Below are 19,414 nucleotides of genomic sequence, written 5' to 3' on the forward strand. Positions count from 1 at the left end.
CAACACGGCCTGGTCAGTGACCGGCAGGCAGCCTGCGGCGGGAAGGGTGGCAAGAACGACCGGCTCATGCGTGAGCGCGTGGAAGAGGCGTGAGAGGCGCCGCTGGCGGAGGTCTCAGCCCTTCGGCATCATCGGCCTATGTCGGGCTCCGCTACTGCAGGGCGGCGTGGTTAAGAAGCGTTCGGTCACACGAGCCGAAGCCGTTCGGCAACTCTACGCGACAACGAAGTTTAGGGGTGCCCGTGCAGATGCCGATGGTCACGACCAGCGGTACTCCAGGCGTAGGCCGTGGCCAGCGAAGTGGTAGCGGCCGCGGCTTGCGGGGTGAAATGGGTTCGGCAGCATGTGGATGCGGCGGTTCTCGTTCATGACGTTGGTGATCACGAGGAGCCGCCATCGCTGGTTACGAGCGTTCTCCTGCGCCGCGATCACCTGGGTCTCGCCTAGCTCGATGCGGCCGCCCTCGCCGAGCGTGGTCTTGACCTCGTAGTACCGGCTGCCGCGCCGAGCGGGGATTTCGAAGTCCCAGCCCAGGTTGTCGTCACCAGCGCCGGGGAAGACCTGCTCGCGGTACCTCGACACCCAGCACTCCGGGGTGAAGCCGACCCCGTAATGCCGCTCCAGCCATCGATACGCGAACCACTCGCCGGCGAACCCTACACCCAGCTTCTGCAGGCTCGACAGCTCGGACGCGAACCCGCCGCCGAAGCCACCGCCGCCGCCCCGGCCGCCCTGGCCCGGCCGGCCGTCGATTTCCTGAAGGCCAGTGAACCTGCGTGGTGTCGTCAGGAAATCGGGCGCCTGGTCCAGTGAAACGTCGAGAGCCGCGCGTAGCGAGGCGAAGCCGTCATCTAGATCGAACGGTTTGTCGTCGATGTTCACGGTCCGCCGCTGCCGCGCCCGTTCGGCGCGTTGCTGCCGCTCCTCCGCCTTCTGTCGGTCGAGGTCGTCGGGGGTAAGACCGAGCGCGTCAGCATCGTCGGTCGCCTGCATGTCCGCCGGCCAGACGCCGAGCGTTTGCAGCCAGCGCAGTACGTCCGGAAGCGTCAGCACGGCGAAGTCGAGCGCGCCGGCCGAGTCGAGCGCTGCACGCAGCGCAGGGCCCACCGACGCCTCGTCCGTCCACGGCGCGGGGACCGGCCGGCTGTGCCGATCGAGCCAGGCGCGTACGAGCTTGGCCAGCCTGCCGGCGGCGGTATCGACCAGCTCGGCGTTGGCCTTCGCGCAGTCGCTTTGCCGCAGGAGGGGTGGGCCGCTGATCGGCGGCCGTTCGCCCAACCGCGCGGCGAGTTCCTCCTCGACGCGCGCCGCTATGAGATCGGTCGCAAGCACGTCGACTGTGGTGCCCCATTCCGGGTCCGGGCTGAGCAACTCAACGCGCCGGAGTTGGGGCCAGTCCGGCTGGGGCTCGACGGCCGCGAAGCGGTCCCACCGATGCCAGCGCAGCCGGTCGAGAAGGGAGTCGCGATGGCGGCGTACGTGGTCGGCGAAGTCCTCGGAGTGCTGCGCGCCGTAGTCGATGAGCGGATAGCGCCCGCCGATGCCGGACAGGGTGGCGTTGAGTTCGCGTACCGGGAGCTTCAGCTGTTGCTGGAGCGCCGCGAGTGTCGGTGCGTCGAGCGCGGCGACGAACAGCTTGTCCGGGTCGTGCTCGAGCCTGTCGGCTAGGGCAGTGAGCCGGTCTCGGACCTCCTGCTCACTTTCCACCGACGGCGAGTCGGGGTCGAAGGGCGCGGCCGCCTCGCCGTCCAGGTAATGAGCGACGACGGGATAGAGCCGATGTAGTACGGGTCGCAGCGAGGACTGGATGCGCCGCGCCGTCGTCCGGACGTCCTCGGCCGTGACGTCGCATATCTCGGCGACGTCGTCGTCGCCGAGCTGGGTGACCGGGACGCCGACCCGCTTGGTCCGCTCCGCGGCCCACCGGAGTGTGCGGCCGTAGTCCCGCCGGCCGATGAGGTATGACAGCGGCTCTGCCATCGCCTCCAGCATGTCCCAGTTCAGCTCCGTCTCCGCACCCTCGACGATCAGGGTCGGATGCTCGGCGTGCGGTACCGGCAGCACCCCGTGCAGCCGGTCCGGGATCCGCCGTGTTTCCTCGCCGAGACGTACCTCGACTGTGTCAGCGAAGGTGATCCGCACTCGCCGCAACACGTCGAGAGCATCGTCGAATGCCCGCTGGCCGAGGCGGCTGAACTGGCTGCGTTGGTGTTCGAGCAGCGTCGCCACGAACAGCGGCAGCCACGGCAGGATGCCGACGATCGGGCGGGCGCCGGCGACGGCCGGCGGGCTGAACTCGTCGCCGTCGAGCAGCACGACCGGCGTGACGCCGCTGGCGCGTGAAACTCGGTCGCCGAGGCGGCGGCGCAAGATGGCGGTCACCGTCTCGGGGTGCGCGTCCACCTCGAGGACCCGCCACCCGAAGTCGGCCATCAGCCGGAGCAGGCTCTGCTCGTCCTCCCGCGATGCGACTACCACGTCGGGCGGTTGCTGGTCGCCACCGGCCGGCTCGAGCGGCAGGGCTGTTGACGAGCCGCCGATGTTGACAACGAGGTAGCCCTGGGTGTCCGGCGGGAACGGCTCAGCCTCGGTGCCACGGCTGGCACAGGCCGCCCACGCCGCCCGGTACGTGTTGTGGAACTGTGCCGCGTGCATCTCGGTAACCGCGCCGGTGTGAAAGAGCGTGCCCAGGTGGCGCACCAGGCGCGGGGCATCGCCGCCCCGGCCCCACACGCCCAGACCCAGCTCGGTCAGCCACCGCAGCGCCATCGTGTCGTCGTCGAGCAGGTCCCGCATCGGCTTGGTGAGCAGCGTCGCGAACCGCGGCGGCAAGTCGTCACTGCGAACCGGGAACATCCAGCAGTCGGCCGGCCTCGCGAATGCCCCGCCGCTCTGGCCGGGTCGTTGTGTCGGCATCCAGGCCACCGTACGTAGGAACGCGCCGAGCGGCGTGCATCGCTGTTGCGGGTTCTTGTCGCCGAGCCGGTCGCGTTCCCAGACGGTTGCCAGGGCGTCGGCCGGCCAGGTGCCCTTGAGTCCGCGCAGGATCTGCCGCGCCAGGTGCTGGCGCACTCGGTCGGTCAGCCGTTCCCAGTCGGCCTGTCCCGGCATCCACCAGAGCGGGCTTTTAGCCACATAGGGGGTCTTTGGTGACCACGCGAGCGATGCGGTCGGCAGGGCGTTCGCCCACTGGTCGCGGACCGGATCGGGCAGCCCGCGCACAGTCGTGAGCCGATCACGGGTCAGCTCACGGCCGTTGATCTCGCGGCTGTCGCGTACCGATGAGAGCGGAAGCACCTCGCGTACGCCGATGCGCCGCAGGAAAACCACCCAGTCGGTGACGCGGTCGCCGGCTCGCATAACCTGCGCCGGAGATGCCAGCAACCGGCCCGCGAGCGAGTACAGCTCGGCCGACCGGTCCTCTGGGGTGGCCGCAATCTCGGACAGTTCCTTGCCGGTGGTACCCGGCCAGTCGGACGAGAACAGACAGTCCTCGGCGACCAGCCAAGCGCCGTTCGCAGTCGGCAGTCGCAGGCCCAAGGCGGCTAGGTCGGTCTTGATGCGGGCACCGCTGCGGCTCAGGTTGAAGATGAACGTCAGCGCGTCCCGGGCGACCCGCTGCGCGCGGCTGTCGGCAAGCACGGCACGGATGTGTTCGAGGATGCCCCGCGTCTCGAAGCCGCGCACGAGCCGGTTCTCCTGCAGGAACTTACGAGCCGGGGTCTGTTGCCGGTTGACGTGCCAAGTCAGATCGCCGTGCAGGTAGAACAGCCGGTTGGACAGGCTTGCCGGCAGCGACAGGTCGGCGCCGGGGTCGACGTCGTCCTCGTCGGCGATCCGCTGGGTCGTCGGCGGGAAGAACGGCGCGGCCTCCCGGCTCGCAGATGTCTCGCCGGTCCGCCGGCCGGCGCAGGGCGCTAGCTCGTCCGAGTCGGTCAGCAGAATGCGCCGCGCCCGCAACGCCTCGGGCGCCTTCTCGAAGAGGCGCGCGATGTCTGCGTAGGCCTGGTCCCAGTCGCTGATCGGGCGGGGGTCGCGCTGCATCACCGCCATCATCTGCTCAACCCAGCCGGCCAGACGTTCCGGCTCTGGCGTCACGTCAAGTCCGAGCCGCGACAGCAGGCTCCTCAGCCGCGCCTGCCGGCGCGTCGGCAGTTCCCGCAGGAACTCGGCGCCGCTGGCTGCTGTCGCGAGCGCTGCGGTCAGCATGCCTGTGTCGGGTACGGGCCAGCGCCACGCCGCGGCTGGTGTGAGCCAGCGGCCGGGCGCCTGTGCGGGCAGCAGTGGACGTTTGCCCAGCGGTCGGCCCTGCTCCTCGGCGCGAGAGGTGAGCAACCCTAGACGGTCGTCGTCCCAGCACAAAAGATCGAGTACAGCGGTGGGGGTGGCGTTGTCCGGCCAGCCGGTGAGCGCCTCGGCCGTGTGGAGGCAGAGTTCTGCCGCCGAGGTGAGCAGCAGCCGGTTCAGCGGGTTCGTCTCGTCGATGTCCGTGCGGGACAGGTCGGTGAAGAAAGGCGCGTTGAGGTGCCCCGCGAACGGCGACGGCGCCTTACGGCCCATCGGCAGGAAGGTGTAACACCGGCCGACGTGCGCGTCCGCAGCCCCGTACGGCACCGCGACCGAGACTTCGACCGCCGCCGTCGACTCGGCATACCTGGGGTCGAGCTGACGCCGGTCGATCGCCTCCTGCACCGCGCGCCGGTAGGCGGCCGGATCGACCCGCCGAGACAGCACCAGATATGTGCCGTCCTCGTCCAACGTCACAAGGTCGCAGGTGAAGTCACCGGCCACCACCGGCGCGCTGCTGCGTACCCGGGTCAGCACCCGCTCTTCGCTGGCGGAACCGTCCTCTCTCCGGACCGTGACACTTTCCAGCCGCTTCAGGAACAGCATGAGCGGCACCTCTGACGCTTCGAGCTCGTCGAGGCGCTCGGCCACCGCATCGACGGCGCCCTCGTCGAGCGGCAGCCGCACCACGGTGGCATAGCCGTCAGCCCAGAGCGTGGCCACCCGAGCGGGCGTTCCCTCGGCCGGCAACGTGATGCTGTAGAGCGAAACCTCGTCGATGATCTGCCGGGTGAGCACCGGATCTGCGCCAACCAGCCCTGGCACGTCGTCCTCGGTAGCAAACCGGAAGCAAAACCCCGGATCTCCGTTGTCCAGAGTGCTGTAGACCTCCGGAGTCGCGCATATCTGGAGCACGCTCTTGAAGCCGACACCCTTGTTGCCGATGCCCTCGCCGATCGGCTTGTCGCTCAGCCCGAGTGAGCGGATCCGCCGGGCGTTGCTGCCGGTAAACCCGCGTCCAGTGTTGGCGACGTAGAGAGTGCCGTGTGTGCCCTCGCCGCGCGCCAGCACCACCGCGATGCGCCCGCTGCCGGCGTCCGGCGGCTGCGCGTCGTACCCGTTCTGGATCAGCTCGAACAGGAAGCGGCCGCCGTACTCCCGCATCGTCTGGCCGATCATGCTCTTCTGGCTGCGCGCGAAGTCCTGATCCTCCCGGGTCATCAGCTGGGCCCGGACGAGGCGCGCGGCCCCGTCACGCAGCTGCGCGTCGGCCTCGGCGCGTGAAGCCGGCTCGGTACCTTTCATCTGCTCTGTCTCCCCGGGATGGAACTACCGCCTCTTGCGTTCCAGGCTGCTGCGGAGGTTCTTCGCGCCCACCTCCGAGACCCCGGCATGTGCCAGGGCATACCCCACGGCAGTGTCGACGTCGATCAGCCCGCCGCGCAGCACGGCGTCCAATACCTTGCGGGCGTGCTCACGCTCGTGACTTCCGGTCCAGTTGTTGCGCCCGCCGAAGAACACGGCCCGGTCGAGGGCCTTCTGCGCCTCGGGATCCAGCGCCGGCACCTGCGGATACACCCCGGACAGATTCTCTGCCCGGCTCCCGGCAGCCCATCCGGCCAGCGGGGTCATCGCACTCTCCAGGACCACCAGCGCCGACCCGCGCGCCAGGCCAGCCGCCTGGCGCAGCGACCGGGCGTCCGGGTGGAACGCCACCACAGCGCCACGTGGCCGGCTTCGGTCGAGCGGGTAGCTGAACCGGTAGCGGTTCGCCAGTCGGTGGACCGGGCCAGGGCCCCCGTGCGCCTTCGCCGCGTTGTAGAACACCACCGGGGTCACCCCGTCGGCGGCAGCCTGCTCCTCGATCCACTGCACCGCAATCTGCTCGAGTTCCTCCCACCGCTGCAGATTCTCGTCGACGGCCGGGATCCACGCGGCCACCCGCAGCAGGCTCGGGTGCTGCCGCCACGGTTCGTCCGGCTGATTGGTCACTCCACGCCTCTTTCGTCAGTCACCTGCGGCCAAGTGAACCAGCAGGGTCCGACATGGAGCCAGCCGTCGAACGGCCTGAGGTTTCCCGATGCCGTCGAGGGCGGCCGAACGGGAAGCCGCGGGCGTGTGGGCCCCGAGAGTGTCAGGGGCGGGGTGTCTACTGGAGCCGCCCCTTGCACGGGGAGAACCGGGTCGGACTTTAGCTGTGAGGAACGGCTCCAATGGACGTTCATGCTCAGGCGCCAATCGTTGGCGGGCATCTCGGACGGGTTCGGACCCCGGATGACGATTACCTGACGGTGATGATGTTGTCCGCTGGACTGGCGGACATCGTTCAGCGGAGGAGACAGGCGGCGGGCGGGTCGGCGAAGGAGGCGGGGTTGTTGCCGGCCCCGTGGCGGGTGGGCTTCTCGCGTCTGTGGTGGCGTTTCGCCGACCAGGGTCTGCAGCCGCTCGACAGCGACCTCCCCCTGTTGGAGCTCTGTGCGCAGCCGCTGGCGACGTGGCCCGTGCAGCTCGACCTGTCGATCACTGACCTGCAGAACAGTCTGCTTGCCGACGGTGACCTGACCGAGTTCGCGGTGCAGGGCTCTCGGCTCGCGCGGCACGACGTGGAGGCCGAGTGGACCGAGAACCAGGTGCACCTGGCACTGCGGGAAGCCGCGGCCACGAACGGCTCCTCGGACGAGGAGATCGGGGAGGCGTACGCGGTGCTGCGGCGCTACCTCATCGATCACGCGGTCGTCGCCGACCGGGAGGTCCGTGGCCTTGAGCGGCGTTTCCCGGCGACGAACAACAGCGGACAGACGTACGTCCACCGGCTGATCAGCCTCGCCTACCACTCGAGGCCCGCCCGGGAGCCGCAGGAGTACCTCCTGTGTCCTTCGTGCCGCAACGTGCTGGCCGATCCATCGGCGTGCTGCGCGACCGCGGGTTGCCCCGGGGGTTCACCGGAGACGTGGACGGCTGTGCCGACGGTAGTGGTCTACGAGCAGCACCGGGCGACCCGCAAGTACATCCATGATCCGGGCCTGGTGGAGGCGCGGATCATCGACGCGCTGTCGGTCGACTCGCTGGCGCCGGTGGTCAGGGTCACGCCGTACCCGGGAGTCGACGCGCTGGACGTGTTGATCGAGTTCCTGCGCCCAGGCGCGAGTGGCGTGCCGGAGGTTGCCGAGACCTGGGGCGTGGACGCGAAGGACCAGGTCAGCGCGCGGCTGTTGGGCCGGGGCTTCACCTGGCCGCAGGCACCGGCGTGCGACCGGCGGTACCTGGCGCTTCCAGCTCACCGGGCGGTGCAGCCGGGCTACATCAGCGACCTGGAGGCCGAACTCGACGGGCGGGTCGCGGGCGTGCGCGTGATCGACGAGAACCAGCTGGTGGCTCGGGTCAAGGAGCGGGTGAAGGAGTTGGCCGCGTGAGAGAGACCTCGTCGTGGCGCGACAGCTTGATGAAGCAGATGCGCCGGGAGCAGTTCCCGGAGGCAGTGATGGCTCGGGACGCGTTCTGCCGGGTCGAGCTGGGGCTGCACTTCCTGACGAAGCACTTCCCGGGCGAGCCGGTGGGGGCGCTGCAGCCGCTGCTGTCCGGGTACGCCGACCTACCGCCCGAGCTGGTGGCGGCGTGCCGGCGGGTGCGGCACCGCATGGGTGACGTGGCCCGGCGCGGCTACTGGCGCAGGCTGCTCAACCACTACCTGCGGGTGCCGCAGGAATGGCGGCGCTTCGCCCGCACGGACGCCGCGGACGGGCAGGTCAACGACAACACGGTGTTCAACGTCGCGGGCTCGGCGTTGTGCCAGGACCGCGTGGCGACGTACGACGCGGCGCTGGCCGATCCGCTGCAATACAGGCTGACCCCGCCACGGCCACCGGCACCGGTCGGGCGGCGGTACGAGTTCCGCACCGGAGACGGCGTCGAGGTGGTGCACCTGCCGTCGACGCTGCCGCCGGCCCCGCCCGTCGCGCGGCTTCCCCTCGTGCCCCGCCGGCTTCGGGAACCCTGGACGGTGTCGTTCGAGAAGGAACTGCTGGAGACGGCGAAGGAGATCGACCGAAGGCTCGTCGGCAAGCCCCACATCACCAACCGGAACTGGCACAAGCGCCTGACGGAGAACATGCGCTTCAGCTCCGTCGACCGCAACGGCCCCGGCCTGGTCGACGGACCCGAGACGTTTGTCCTCGACGGCGTCTCCCACATCGTCGGGCTCATGAACTCGGGCAAGACCACCCTCACCGACGTGTTGGCGGTCAACCGGGTGCTGAAGCACGGCAACAGGGTCGGGATGGTCCTGGGCTCGGTCGGTGACGTCTACGCCAAGGTGTCCTTCCTCCGGTCGATCGGCATCGACGCCGTACCCCTGATCGGGCGCAGCAACCGAGCCGAGCACGCTGCACGGTACTGGCGCTCCGCGATCGAAGAATCCCCCGTTCTCGTGCCCGACGACGACAACCCTGCCGACCCGGCTGCCGCCTACGCCAACGCCTCCTGCCTGCTGGAACCCTTCCGGCGCTCGGCCAACCCCGACTGGAAGCCGCTGGAGCCGAACGAGTTCCCGTGCCACGGCAAGCTCCGCGACGCTGAGGCAGACGAGCTGGCCACCTACGACTGCCCGTTGCTGTCGATCTGCCCAGCGCAGAAGGCTCACCGCGAGATTGCCAACGCGCAGGTCTGGGTCACCACCGCGCAGTGCCTCATCGCCAGCCGCGCGGAACCCGCTGACGCGTCCATGCGCTGGTTCGAGGCCTTCCAGCCGCACACCGACCTGCTCGTCATCGACGAGGCGGACGCGGTCCAGCAGGTGCTGGACTCACGGTTCGTGCAGACCGAGCCCTTGGTGGCCGCGGGCAAGGGCTGGACGCACCGGATGGTCCAGTACACCAACGCTGCCCTGGACAACCAGAGCATGGCCCCGGCGGCCGATGACGAGGTCGACCGCTGGCACACGCAGCTGCAGATCCACCAGAATGCGGTCTTCGTGCTGAACCGGCTGGCCCTGTCGCCGTCCGGGCAGCGGCTGAAGGAGTTGCTCGGCGACGCGCCGTTCACGGCGCACTCACTGTTGCGCCGCGTTGCCCGGACCCTGTTCGGGCTGCCCTCGCGCGGTGACGGGGACAAGCGCGTCGAAGACCTCGCCGACGACTTCTACCGTCAGGAGCTGCAGGAGTTCGCGGAGAGCCCGCTGAGCGAGCAGCCGCACAGTCTCGACGACGTCGTCGCCCAGGTGACCCGCCAGCCGCGGACGAACGCCGCGGTAGCGCTGGCCATCGACGACTGGCTCGACCGGTGGCTGCAGCCGAACATCGACGCAGGGCTCGTGCGCCGCGAATGGTTCGACCAGCGTCGCGGCCTGCTACGCCTGGTCGTCGAGGCGGCGATCTGCGCCGGCCGCATCACCACGACGTTCTTCGCGATGACGACGATGTACCCATCGGTGCGGGAGCACCTGCAACTGCCCGACGAGGAGACCTTCTGGGCCGACCAGCCGCCCCGCGACTACCGGCCGCTCGTCCCAGAGGCACCGATGGGCAACATCCTCGCCCTGCGGTGGGCCGACAGCCGCAACGGCGGAGCGTCGCTGCAACTGCTGTGGGTCCACGGTGTCGGCCGGTGGCTGCTGCACCACGCGCACGACCTCCTCGCCTGCGAGGGCGTGCAGGGCCCCCACGTGGTGCTGACCTCCGCCACCAGCTGGGCGCCCGGCTCGTCGTTCTACCACATCCCCATCGAGCCCACCGCCGTGCTGCGCCCGCCCCCCGAGGACGAGGATGCCCTGCGCCAATCCCACATGGCAGTCAAGTCGCAGAGGAGCGGCGCTGACCCGATCTTCGTTTCCGGCAAGACCGGCAGCCGGCGACACGACGCCCTGCGTCTGCTGGTCACCGCGCTGTGCCAGCCCGTCGACGGCCGGACGCGCAGCGTCGTCGACGAACTGCGGGCGAAGCTGCCCGAAGACCGGCGCAAGATCCTGTTCGTGGTCTTGTCCGGCGACGAGGCACGTACCGTCGGCGACCACATCAACGCCCGAGTGCCCCAGCTCAGCGCGCGGATCGTCGTACCCGACGCCGCCGACCCCGGCGTCGGCGGCATCCAACGCCGTCTCGTCGGGCGCTTCGGCACCGGCGAGGAAGAGATCCTCGTCGCCGCCGAGATGTCGATCCAGCGCGGCTACAACATCCTCAACGCCAACGACACCGCCGCCCTCGGCGCCGTCATCTACCTGACCCGCTCCCACCCGCCGCCCTTCGACCTGGCCTTCCCCCTGTCACTGGTGAGCCAACTGGCCATGGACCACCTCCAACGGCCGCCAGCCGCCGCCCCCGGCGAAGTCGGCAGCCTCGTGAAGCAGCTCCGCTCCACTGCTCGCAAGGTCTGGTTCGACGCCATCGGCCGCCCCATCCAGTTCCGCGCCCTCGACCCGCAGGACCGGCGCGTCTTCGTCGCCAACAACCTCGTCCCCATGAGCCAGACCATCGGACGCAGCATCCGGGGCAACCAGCCGACCACCGTGCTGCTGTGCGACGCGGCCTTCGCCGAACGACTCGCCGACCCCGAGGAGAAAACCGCGGACACGGCGCGTACCAGCATCGTCGTGGCCACCGACCAGTACCTTGGACAACTGCTGGCCACGCCCGTTGACGGCGCGAGCCAGCACCGCCTGCGAGAGCACGCCGTCAACACCGCCGTGTGGGGCCTGATGGGCCACCTGGTCCGCACCAACGAGCCCCTGGGATCGAGGAGGACCCGCCGGTGACCGACACCGAGACCAGCGAGAACACGGCCAAGCCGCCCCGCAGGACCACCGGCGACCACCTGCGGCTGCTCGCGTTCGACATCGAGCCAGGCACCCGCTGGGACGTGGAGTGCGACGTCGCGGCGATGCCCGCCACCTGGTTCACCGAACTCGACAAGCAATGGCGCACGAGGCCGTTCGGCCGGCCTGGCCACTCGCTGCCCACCAGCAGCCTCAAAGAGCTCCTCTGCGGCATCGACCCGGCGATCATGTACATCAACTGGGACCTGAGGTCGGACGACTTCATCGTCGCATTCCCCGGCATCGACACGTACGTGGTCACCGACGCGATCGCCAGCTGGGCCACCACCGAGATCACCGACCAGGTCGACTGGTACCAGATGCTCAAGCCGGCTGACCTCGTCTTCGACCGCCGCTGCTTCAATCTCCTCGAATACGCCGTCCGCGCCAACGGCACCGCCGCGGTGGCCCCGCACGTCTACCAGATGCTGCCCTCGTTCCTCGCCAAAGAGGTCGTCGACAAGAAACTCGACCTGCTCGGCAAGGCCCGGCGCGACTTCATCCTCGGGCCACCGAGAAGCGACGGCCGGCGCAGCGCCGTCCTCTGGCCGCCCCAGCGAACCGACGACGACCGTGCCGGCCCCGGACTCGTCACCGCCAAGATCGACTTTCACCTGGAAACGGCACCCAACTTCCCAGTACCGCGCATCCACGCCGACGTCAGCATCAGCCGCTTCCCCCTCATGCCCGTGGCCTACGTGCCGTCGCGCGGCAAAGGCCCCACCTCGGCCACCATCTGGCTCCACGGGCCCCAAGGCTTCCTCGGCCGCGACGACGAACCCCACACCCTGCTGTCCGCGCTGGCACGCCAGATGCGGATCCCCGGCGGAGGCTGGCAGTGGCAGTGGAGCCCCGGCCTGGCCCGCGCCCTCGCGAAGCTCACCCAACTCTCGTTCCCCGACCCGCACAAGACCCTCGCCGACCCGGCGGCAGCCGCCGACGTGCTCGCCGAACGGGCCATCCGCGCCTACTTCCTGTACAGCGAAGGCACCAAAAGCCAGGCGGCGGACGCCGACGCCGCATCCAGCGTGGACGCCGACGGCAACGAAACCAGACGAGCCAAGACGCTCGCCCACGCCGCCAACACAGGCCTGGTCCCAGGAGACCACGTCGACGTCCACGACAGGCTGCGCAGCCTCCTCACCCGGCGCGGGATCCGGCCGCTGCCCGACCTCGAGCGTGTCGGCTCCCGCGCCACCCGCAAGATCAAAGCCGCGTTCGACCCGAACACCACGTACACCATCGAGCTGTGGACGCAGAGCGACATCACTCGCGAGGCCGTACTTGCGACCCTGGAGCACCACTTCGGCCTCGCACGCGAGTCCGACCCGGCCGACAACATCGTGGTCCGCTTCACCGGCGACCTCAACATCACCGTTCGCCTGCGCAACGGTGCCGAGGTCGGCGTCGGCGTCCAACCCGACCCGGACAAGAAGAAGACCAACGACGCCATGCTCCAGCTGCACACCAACCGGCTCGCAAGGGATGTTCTCGGCAGGAGCACCGACCGCCTGGGGGCCATCGTCGAACTGCAGGACGCTGCCTTCTACCAACGAGCCAGGCTCATCGACCCGAAACCCGGCCTGAAGAGGGCCTTCGCCCGCACCAACCGGCGCCTGCAGTGCCTGCGGCCAGCCCAGCTGTTCACCGAGCCGAGGACCTGGCCCGAGAACGCCAAACGGAAGAAGCCCGAGCCCTACCCCGGCACCCGGTTCGGGGCCGGCACCATCCTGCGGGTGGCGTCCGCCATCAACGACTGCCTTCGCCAGCTCGGCCGTTTCGGCCCCTACCAGATGCCCGTCGGACTGCCCGACATCGAGCAGGTCGGGATCTGGCTACACCACGACGGTCCCACCTGCATCCCGATCGTCATCCGCCAACAACCAGACGGCACCGCAACCGCCTATCTCCCCGGCGCGGAGGGCAGTCCCTCCCACACGGTCCCCTACGCCGACCTACCCGCTCTCCTTGCCGACGGCAAAGGACGCATCGGCCCCGGCAGGCAGCAGAAGCAGATCCTGGCCGGCTTCCTCGTCAACGTCCTAGGCATCGGCGGCGCCGCCGATTCGGCAACCCATGACCGCATCGTCATGGTCAGAGCTGCCGGATTCCGGAACTGGGGCTGGGACTGGATGCAGGACAAGCACCTGCGCCCCGACCAGCTGATCCTGCCCGGCGCTGACATCGAAGACGACGCCGACCTCCCCGAGACCATCGGACCGGACAAGACACCGGGCCTGCGCATCGTCCGCATCCGAGACCGCTCCAGCACCATGGAAGTCCCCCGCGGCTTCGCCAACGACCTCGACAAGCACCACCCCAGGGTCAGCGGACTGTTCCGCGCCAGCGAGCGCATCTACTACTCCGTGAACCCAAAGTCCGACCAGATGCAAACCCCGCACGGCCGCACCAAGCTCGACCCCGACGTCCTCACCAACTTCTCGGTGCAGGCGTCGAACCCAGTGCCCCTGGAGATCTGCGTCGCCCACCAACGGCCCGACGACGATCCGGCAGCCCTCGCCACCCTGGTATCGCTGCTACGCCGAGCCCATGCCCATACCGACCAAGCCACCAAGTACCCGGGTGTCCTGCACCTCTGCTCCCTGGCAGACGAGTATCTGTGAGGCCCGAGCAGCGAGGATCTTGCGCAGGTGCAGCTTGGCAGGTAGGGGCGGGCGCTTGCCCCGGTCTTGAACGCGGTGTCTTGGTGGCCGGGACCAGCGGTGCTGGTGTGGTGCGGGTGTTCTCGTGGCATTAGCGACCCAGCAGGGTATTCAGCCCACTGGCCTCCCTTCGGTCACCGTGCTACTCGATCGCGTTGTGCGTCAGGCATGGATGACCACCCGCTCGACTCTGTCTGAGCCAGCAGCGATCACGATGTCCAGCAAGTCGTCCGACATTCCGGCCTGTTCCGCGACGCTCGCGCCACTGGACTGCTGTTCGGCTAGGAGCGTCGCTGCCTTGCCGAGCAGGGATGGCTGCTCGCAGGGTCCCAGGTCGCCCGGCTCCGGGTATCCCCAGTCGGCGAGTAAGCCCATCGCCCGACGGTAGGTGCGGTCGCGATAGATGCCCAAGGCGTGTCCTCGATAGATCAGCGCCTTGAGAGAGATACCCCAGCGACCCTTCAGCTCCTGCAGGCGCTCGAAGTCGAGGCGGCCGGGCAGCTCGTCGCGTAGGCGGCTGCTCGGCGCGAGGAACTCCGAGCCGAAGGCGGTGGCCTGTCGCTCGAGGATCTGACTGCCGGGCTCGGCGTCGTGATGAAGCAGCAGGTGCGCAAGCTCGTGGGCTCCGTCCATGCGGGAACGGGCCTTGTCGTTCTTGCTCGGGCTGATGAGCACGAAGGGTCGCGCCCCGTACCAGTGCGAGAAGGCGTCGACTTGGTCGGAAACGTCGGGTAGCGCCAACACCACAACGCCTCGGGATTCAAGGAGGCGCACCATGTGCGGCACGGGTTCGTCGCCTAGGTCGAAGGCGCGGCGAGCATCGAGAGCGGCCATTTGGATGTCGCGGCTTGCCGCGTCCTCGGGTAGATCTACCAAGGGCAGCCGCAGCTCGGGCAGTTCGAGGTGTCGTTCCATGACATCGACGACCCGCCAGGCGATCTCCCCGAAGGCGAGCGCTTGATCGCGCTCGGCCTGCGTGGTGGCACGTAGGCTGCGGAAGTGGGGCTGGCCTGCCATGGCTGGGGCAGGAAAGCCGGCGGCGAAGAACTGGACCGGCATGGCCAGGGCTAGGGCTAGGCGCGCCAGCACCGCACCCGACGGTCGTGACTGCCCCAGCTCGTACTGGCTGACCGCCGCTGCCGTGACGCCCACCCGCTGAGCCAGTTCCTTCTTGCGCATCCGGCGCCACCGCCGGGCCAGCGTCAGCGCGTGCGGCTGAAATGCCGCGACTGCCAGCGCGGGCGCGTCCCCCCGGCTGCTGGCGGCCCTCACGCGCGCACTGACAGAAGCCTGTCCGCACCACTGCGCGGACGGACCTGTACGTCGAGCTCAGGGATCGGCAGCTCGCCGGGAAGTCGAACGGAATCCCCACCCCGGCTCTCCCCAGCTGCGGACACGGTGAGCCGGGCGGGTTCTCCGATCCACAGCTGGACCTCGAACCAGGGTGAACCGCCATCCCGGTTGTCCCGAGGCACACCCAGATAGGCCACCGCCTCGCCAGTCTCGATGTCACCCGCGTGCGCCACCCGCAGGTGCCGCCTGCGGGGCAATACCCCGGCGAAGGCGTCAGGGAACTGCTCCTCGTCGTCGAGCGCGAGCTGGCCGTGGCGGCTGTTCTCAACCGCGCCGCCGAGCCGGGCCTCGCTGCCCTCCCAGCGGATCGACTCGACACTGGCACCGGTACCGCCCTGCAGGGAGTACAGACGCAGGATGTAACCCGCGCAAAGGATCTCCAGCGAGTTGTCCTCGACCCGCGTGTCGACCCCAGGCAGCCCGGCGAACTGGCCTGCACCCAGGTTGGTCAGGTTGCGCCAGATCGTGGTCCCGAAGCTCATCGCGTCGTCACCGAGTTCCGGCTCGTGTCGGTCGGCCGCCCTCCGGTACACCTGGCGGATCAGGTCGGCGAGGAGGGGCAGGACGTTCGCCCTGTCGAGGGCCGTGACTGCGGTACTCAGGTAGTCCACGGTCGAAAAGATAGCAGGAGCGGCAGTTGATGTTGAAAAAATCAAGTGCCGACTTTCCCTGGATCAACCAACCCACACCCACAGCTTGCTTCGCCAACCCTGACGTGAACGGCGAGTTCGACGGCCGTGACGCCAGATGACATAACCAAGCCCGACTTCGGTGCTCTCACGTGAGGACTGTCGCCATCGCCGGGTGGCTGCTGGTCGAGGTCTCGGTTTCAGGGCATGCCGTTTCCGACTTCCGGCCCGGCGGGCTCGTATGATCGGCTCAAGCCGGCCGGCCAACCGGACCCGGCTTCGTGCAGGATGGCGGCGGTTAGACGGGTGATCTCGACGACCGATGGCGCCTCGATCAGGAGGAAATGGGGACGCCCATCATCTGTCGCGAATCCGCACCCGGATCGGCGCACCAGCGGTTCGAGCCATCTCCCATGAGGTTCGTCGGTCGCGACGTATACCACCGGCCGGTCCGCCCAGGAATGGGGTGCGACATGGCTTCGACAACTCGCGACGGGGATGCAACCGACCGAAGCGAGAGCGTGCGCGAGCCCGGAAACACCGAGTTCGAGCCCCTGCAACGGGGACCACTCGTCGAGGTGCGGGTCAAGACGTTCCAGGGCAGCCGGTGTCGCTCCGGATGACTCGGCGTCGTCTGGATCGTAGAACTCCACCAGGTTGGCTAGTTGTTCAAAAGTGATGCCGTCGGGTGACAGTTCATCAACAAGGCGGAGTATCTGCCGCTCGTCCTCGGCTATCTGCTCCGCCTCGTCTGGGGCGACGTTGACGATCAATCTAACGTTGTGGAAGAAGCCGATTCCGGAGCCTCCCTCGAAGTCGACCTCGTCTGCCGAAGGCATCCAGTAACTCGCATCTGGAGGAAGCCCGCCGGACAGCTCTAACTCAGAACGTGGGATCACTTACACCTGACCGAGTGGCATGGGCCCGCAGGCCCAGAGGAGATCGGAGACAAGGAATATAACGACATCGGGCATTGCGTGACCAACTCCTGCTGCATCGCCGCGCATCCAGGCGCGCGAGACGGCCTGCCGGGACGGCCGTACGCCGCCGGCCGTCGGTTGGTCAGCCTCAGGGAGCTTCTTCAGGGTCCCGATGGCGGCTGGGTGGTCGGCTACGCCGATCACTATCCTGGTGGCATGGGGCAGGCAGGCTCTGACGGCGACACCAGCTCTCGTGGTTGGGTCTCCACCGAGGCCGGCGCACATCTGCGGGGGCGCCGGGTACGCGACACAGGACCAGAGATCGCCCTCCGGAGGGCTGTGCACGCCCTCGGGATGCGTTTTCGTCTCCAGCGACCGGTAGTCGGCCGCTGCAAACCCGATCTCGTGTTCGCGGGGCGACGGTTGGCAGTTTTCGTTGACGGCTGCTTCTGGCACGGTTGTCCTCAGCACGGGCCGCGGACCTTTCGAGGACCCAACGCGGATCGCTGGCGTCAGAAACTGCGTGACAACCAGGAGCGGGACCGCCGCAACGATGCTGCCCTAGCCGATGCGGGGTGGCGCGTGGTGCGGTTGTGGGAGTGTGAGATCAAAGCCGATCTGATGGCTGCGGCCCGACAGGTGCAGCGGTCACTTCAGAGCTGATCAAGCGAGCGCCGAAGTAGCAGTTGTTGCGAAGGGGGCAGGCCCGGCAGAGACGCCTGCTGGGCTCAGTCCGGCAAACGGTGGCTCCCAGTAGTCGCACGGCCGCCATTCGCGATGCAGCGTGTACTCCAGACCCGACGAGCAGCGCGAGGTCGAGCCTGCCGGCGGTGAGTCGGTTTGTCGTGTGTGAGTCGCTGCCAACCACTCGTGCTGCCACTCGGGTCGCCGTCTGGTTGGGTACCAGGCGGTCCTCGCCGAGGAGTAGCCGGAAGAGGTCTGTCTCGGCTGCCCGCAGTCCGAGTTTGATCTCCAGCTGGTCGGGATCGTGAGCGACGTCGGGGTCGTCCAGTAGCGGGGCGAGTCGCTCAACGGCGTTACGAAGCCTTGACGTGGTCCTACCGTCGAGGACGCGTTCCAGCAGTTTTCGCGTCAGGGGGGCTGTGTCTCGTAGGGGTTCCAGCGCGGCACCGAGTCCGGGCTGACCACCGAGCATCGCCACCAGCGCCGCCAGGGCCGGTGGGCGGCCCTGCGAAGGCAGCAGGTACCAGTGATCGCCCCGGCGCTGACGGGTGGCGTGCTGAGCGAGAATCTTGCGGACGGTACTCCACCCGCGGAGCTCTTCGTCAGCCTGTTCCCCCTGCGCCATCAGCGCCAGCGCGGCGGCCTCACCGAGCATCGGCGGTACGGCGTTGCCGATCTGCCGGAAGGCGTCGCTGCGGGTGCCGGCGAAACGGAAGCTGTCGGGGAACGTCTGGATGCGTGCTGCCTCACGGACAGTAAGGGTGCGGTGCTCCTCCGGGTGGATGTACCAGTAGCCGTCCTTGGCGATGTGCGCGGTGATCGACCGACTGCGGTCGTTCCAGTCCAGGCGCTTGTACTTGTCATCGAAGGTGTCGGCGGTGTACCGACGCAGGCTCGGGTCGATGGCGGAGTAGAGGGTTCTTGACGTCATCAGCGCGAAGACCTTGCGGTCGTCGTCCCGCACGGGGCGGGTCATGTGATCGAACACGAGGCCGTGTTCGGCACCGCGTCGCATGCGTTGGGCGAATGGGCTCAGATGCTCTGACGTGTGCTCCATCCGGCGTCCGCCAGTGCCGAGCTGAAGCCGCGGCAGGTCATAGATGGCCTCTCGCAGAGTCGTGAAGTGCTCGACCTCCTCGGGCCAGGTGAAGGCCCCATCGTCTCGGCGAGCGAGCAGGATCAGCCGCTGGCGGTGTTGGGGAACTCCGTGGCGCCATGCGTCGACCAGCCGGACCTGCGTGCGGTACTCGGCCTGCTCCAACATTGCGACGATGGTTCGCACCACGAACATCTCATCGCCAAGTGCCATGTCCGGCACGTTCTCCATCAGCACCGCTCGTGGGCGGACCTTGAGAACGACGTCGACGAAGGCACGCCACAGTTCCTTGCGGTGGTCTTCTGCGTCTCTTTTGCCCGCTTCGACCAGGCTGCGGATCTTGCTGCGTCCCGCCCGGCTGAACGGCTGGCAGGGCGGCCCTCCGGCCACGAGGTCAATGTTGACCTTCCGGAGGAGTCGCACGAGACCTGCCCGGGCGGCGTCATCGCCGAGGTCGACGTCCAAAGCCAGCCCTGGAAAGTTCGCCCGATGAGTGTCCAGTGCTTTGCGGTCGTGGTCGACAGCGGCGGCGACGGTCCACCCTGCGTCGGTCAGGCCCTGACTCAATCCGCCGGCCCCGGAGAACAGGTCGACCGCGAGGCGCCCGCCCGCAGCCAGCCGTTGTTCACACCACTGCGGGAATGACTCCAGGCTGCAGCCGTCCTCGCGGGGGAGGAGTCGAAGGTCGTCGCTCCGCTGCAGCTTCACACCGTAGGTGGCCACCCGGACGCCGTCCCCCCATTCGAACCCTCACGGAAACTTCGGTCGCACGCGTGTATGAACGACCGATCAGGCACACTGTACGACGATGATCGCTTTTCGTCACGTCGCAGCGCTGCGCTGTCCGGGGCGTCCCCGTCAGCTCCCGGCAGTCTCGCCGGTTTGGACACTGTAGGCGGCCCCTCCGCCGACTCCCTCGGCACCCCCGATTGTCACGAGGTCGCGGCGTCGCGCTGCGGGCTTACCAGCAGACTCGT

General features: G+C 68.5%; 10 protein-coding genes. 4 read left to right on the forward strand and 6 right to left on the reverse strand.

The genetic code is table 11. The features are described from left to right. Positions 1-258: 258 nt before the first annotated feature. Both AB0D32_RS12655 and AB0D32_RS12660 read right to left on the reverse strand, forming a co-directional pair. Positions 259-5,592, reverse strand: a complete 5,334-nt coding sequence (locus AB0D32_RS12655; protein ID WP_357088515.1) for a DUF3883 domain-containing protein — start codon at positions 5,590-5,592, stop codon at positions 259-261. A gap of 24 nt (positions 5,593-5,616) precedes the next feature. Continuing rightward, complete coding sequence (locus AB0D32_RS12660) at positions 5,617-6,279, reverse strand: hypothetical protein (RefSeq protein ID WP_357088518.1); 663 nt, start codon at positions 6,277-6,279, stop codon at positions 5,617-5,619. A gap of 380 nt (positions 6,280-6,659) precedes the next feature. On the opposite strand from AB0D32_RS12660, the gene AB0D32_RS12665 reads away from it, so the two are divergent. The 3 genes from AB0D32_RS12665 to AB0D32_RS12675 are packed head-to-tail and all read left to right on the forward strand — an operon-like array spanning position 6,660 to position 13,716. Further along, on the forward strand, positions 6,660-7,700 hold the full coding sequence (locus AB0D32_RS12665) for a hypothetical protein (protein WP_357088520.1): 1,041 nt from the start codon (positions 6,660-6,662) through the stop codon (positions 7,698-7,700). Next, positions 7,697-11,032: a hypothetical protein gene (locus AB0D32_RS12670; protein ID WP_357088524.1), complete on the forward strand. Its 3,336-nt coding sequence runs from the start codon at positions 7,697-7,699 to the stop codon at positions 11,030-11,032. Before AB0D32_RS12665 ends, AB0D32_RS12670 begins: the two co-directional genes overlap by 4 nt. After that, positions 11,029-13,716 carry an RNaseH domain-containing protein gene (locus AB0D32_RS12675; protein ID WP_357088527.1) on the forward strand — a complete coding sequence of 896 codons (2,688 nt, stop codon included), beginning with the start codon at positions 11,029-11,031 and terminating at the stop codon, positions 13,714-13,716. Before AB0D32_RS12670 ends, AB0D32_RS12675 begins: the two co-directional genes overlap by 4 nt. A gap of 201 nt (positions 13,717-13,917) precedes the next feature. Here AB0D32_RS12675 and AB0D32_RS12680 read toward each other — a convergent pair whose 3' ends face one another. From AB0D32_RS12680 to AB0D32_RS12690, 3 genes are all read right to left on the reverse strand, one after another. Further along, positions 13,918-15,027 (reverse strand): XRE family transcriptional regulator, encoded by a 1,110-nt coding sequence (locus AB0D32_RS12680; protein WP_357088530.1) that lies wholly within the window; start codon positions 15,025-15,027, stop codon positions 13,918-13,920. After that, positions 15,024-15,719 (reverse strand): hypothetical protein, encoded by a 696-nt coding sequence (locus tag AB0D32_RS12685; RefSeq protein WP_357088533.1) that lies wholly within the window; start codon positions 15,717-15,719, stop codon positions 15,024-15,026. Before AB0D32_RS12685 ends, AB0D32_RS12680 begins: the two co-directional genes overlap by 4 nt. Positions 15,720-15,937: 218 nt before the next feature. Continuing rightward, positions 15,938-16,576 (reverse strand): hypothetical protein, encoded by a 639-nt coding sequence (locus AB0D32_RS12690; RefSeq protein WP_357088537.1) that lies wholly within the window; start codon positions 16,574-16,576, stop codon positions 15,938-15,940. A 297-nt stretch (positions 16,577-16,873) separates the two neighbouring features. Here AB0D32_RS12690 and AB0D32_RS12695 point away from each other — a divergent pair, with 297 nt between their 5' ends. Continuing rightward, positions 16,874-17,320 (forward strand): very short patch repair endonuclease, encoded by a 447-nt coding sequence (locus AB0D32_RS12695; RefSeq protein WP_357088589.1) that lies wholly within the window; start codon positions 16,874-16,876, stop codon positions 17,318-17,320. Here the strand turns inward: AB0D32_RS12695 and AB0D32_RS12700 are convergent. Further along, the gene (locus AB0D32_RS12700; protein ID WP_357088540.1) at positions 17,265-19,160 is read right to left on the reverse strand and encodes a DNA cytosine methyltransferase; all 1,896 of its coding nucleotides are present in this window, start codon (positions 19,158-19,160) and stop codon (positions 17,265-17,267) included. The genes AB0D32_RS12695 and AB0D32_RS12700 overlap by 56 nt on opposite strands. Between the last annotated feature and the right edge of the window lie 254 nt (positions 19,161-19,414).

Source organism: Micromonospora sp. NPDC048170, from assembly GCF_040652795.1.
In the GTDB taxonomy this organism is placed as follows: Bacteria; Actinomycetota; Actinomycetes; order Mycobacteriales; family Micromonosporaceae; genus Micromonospora.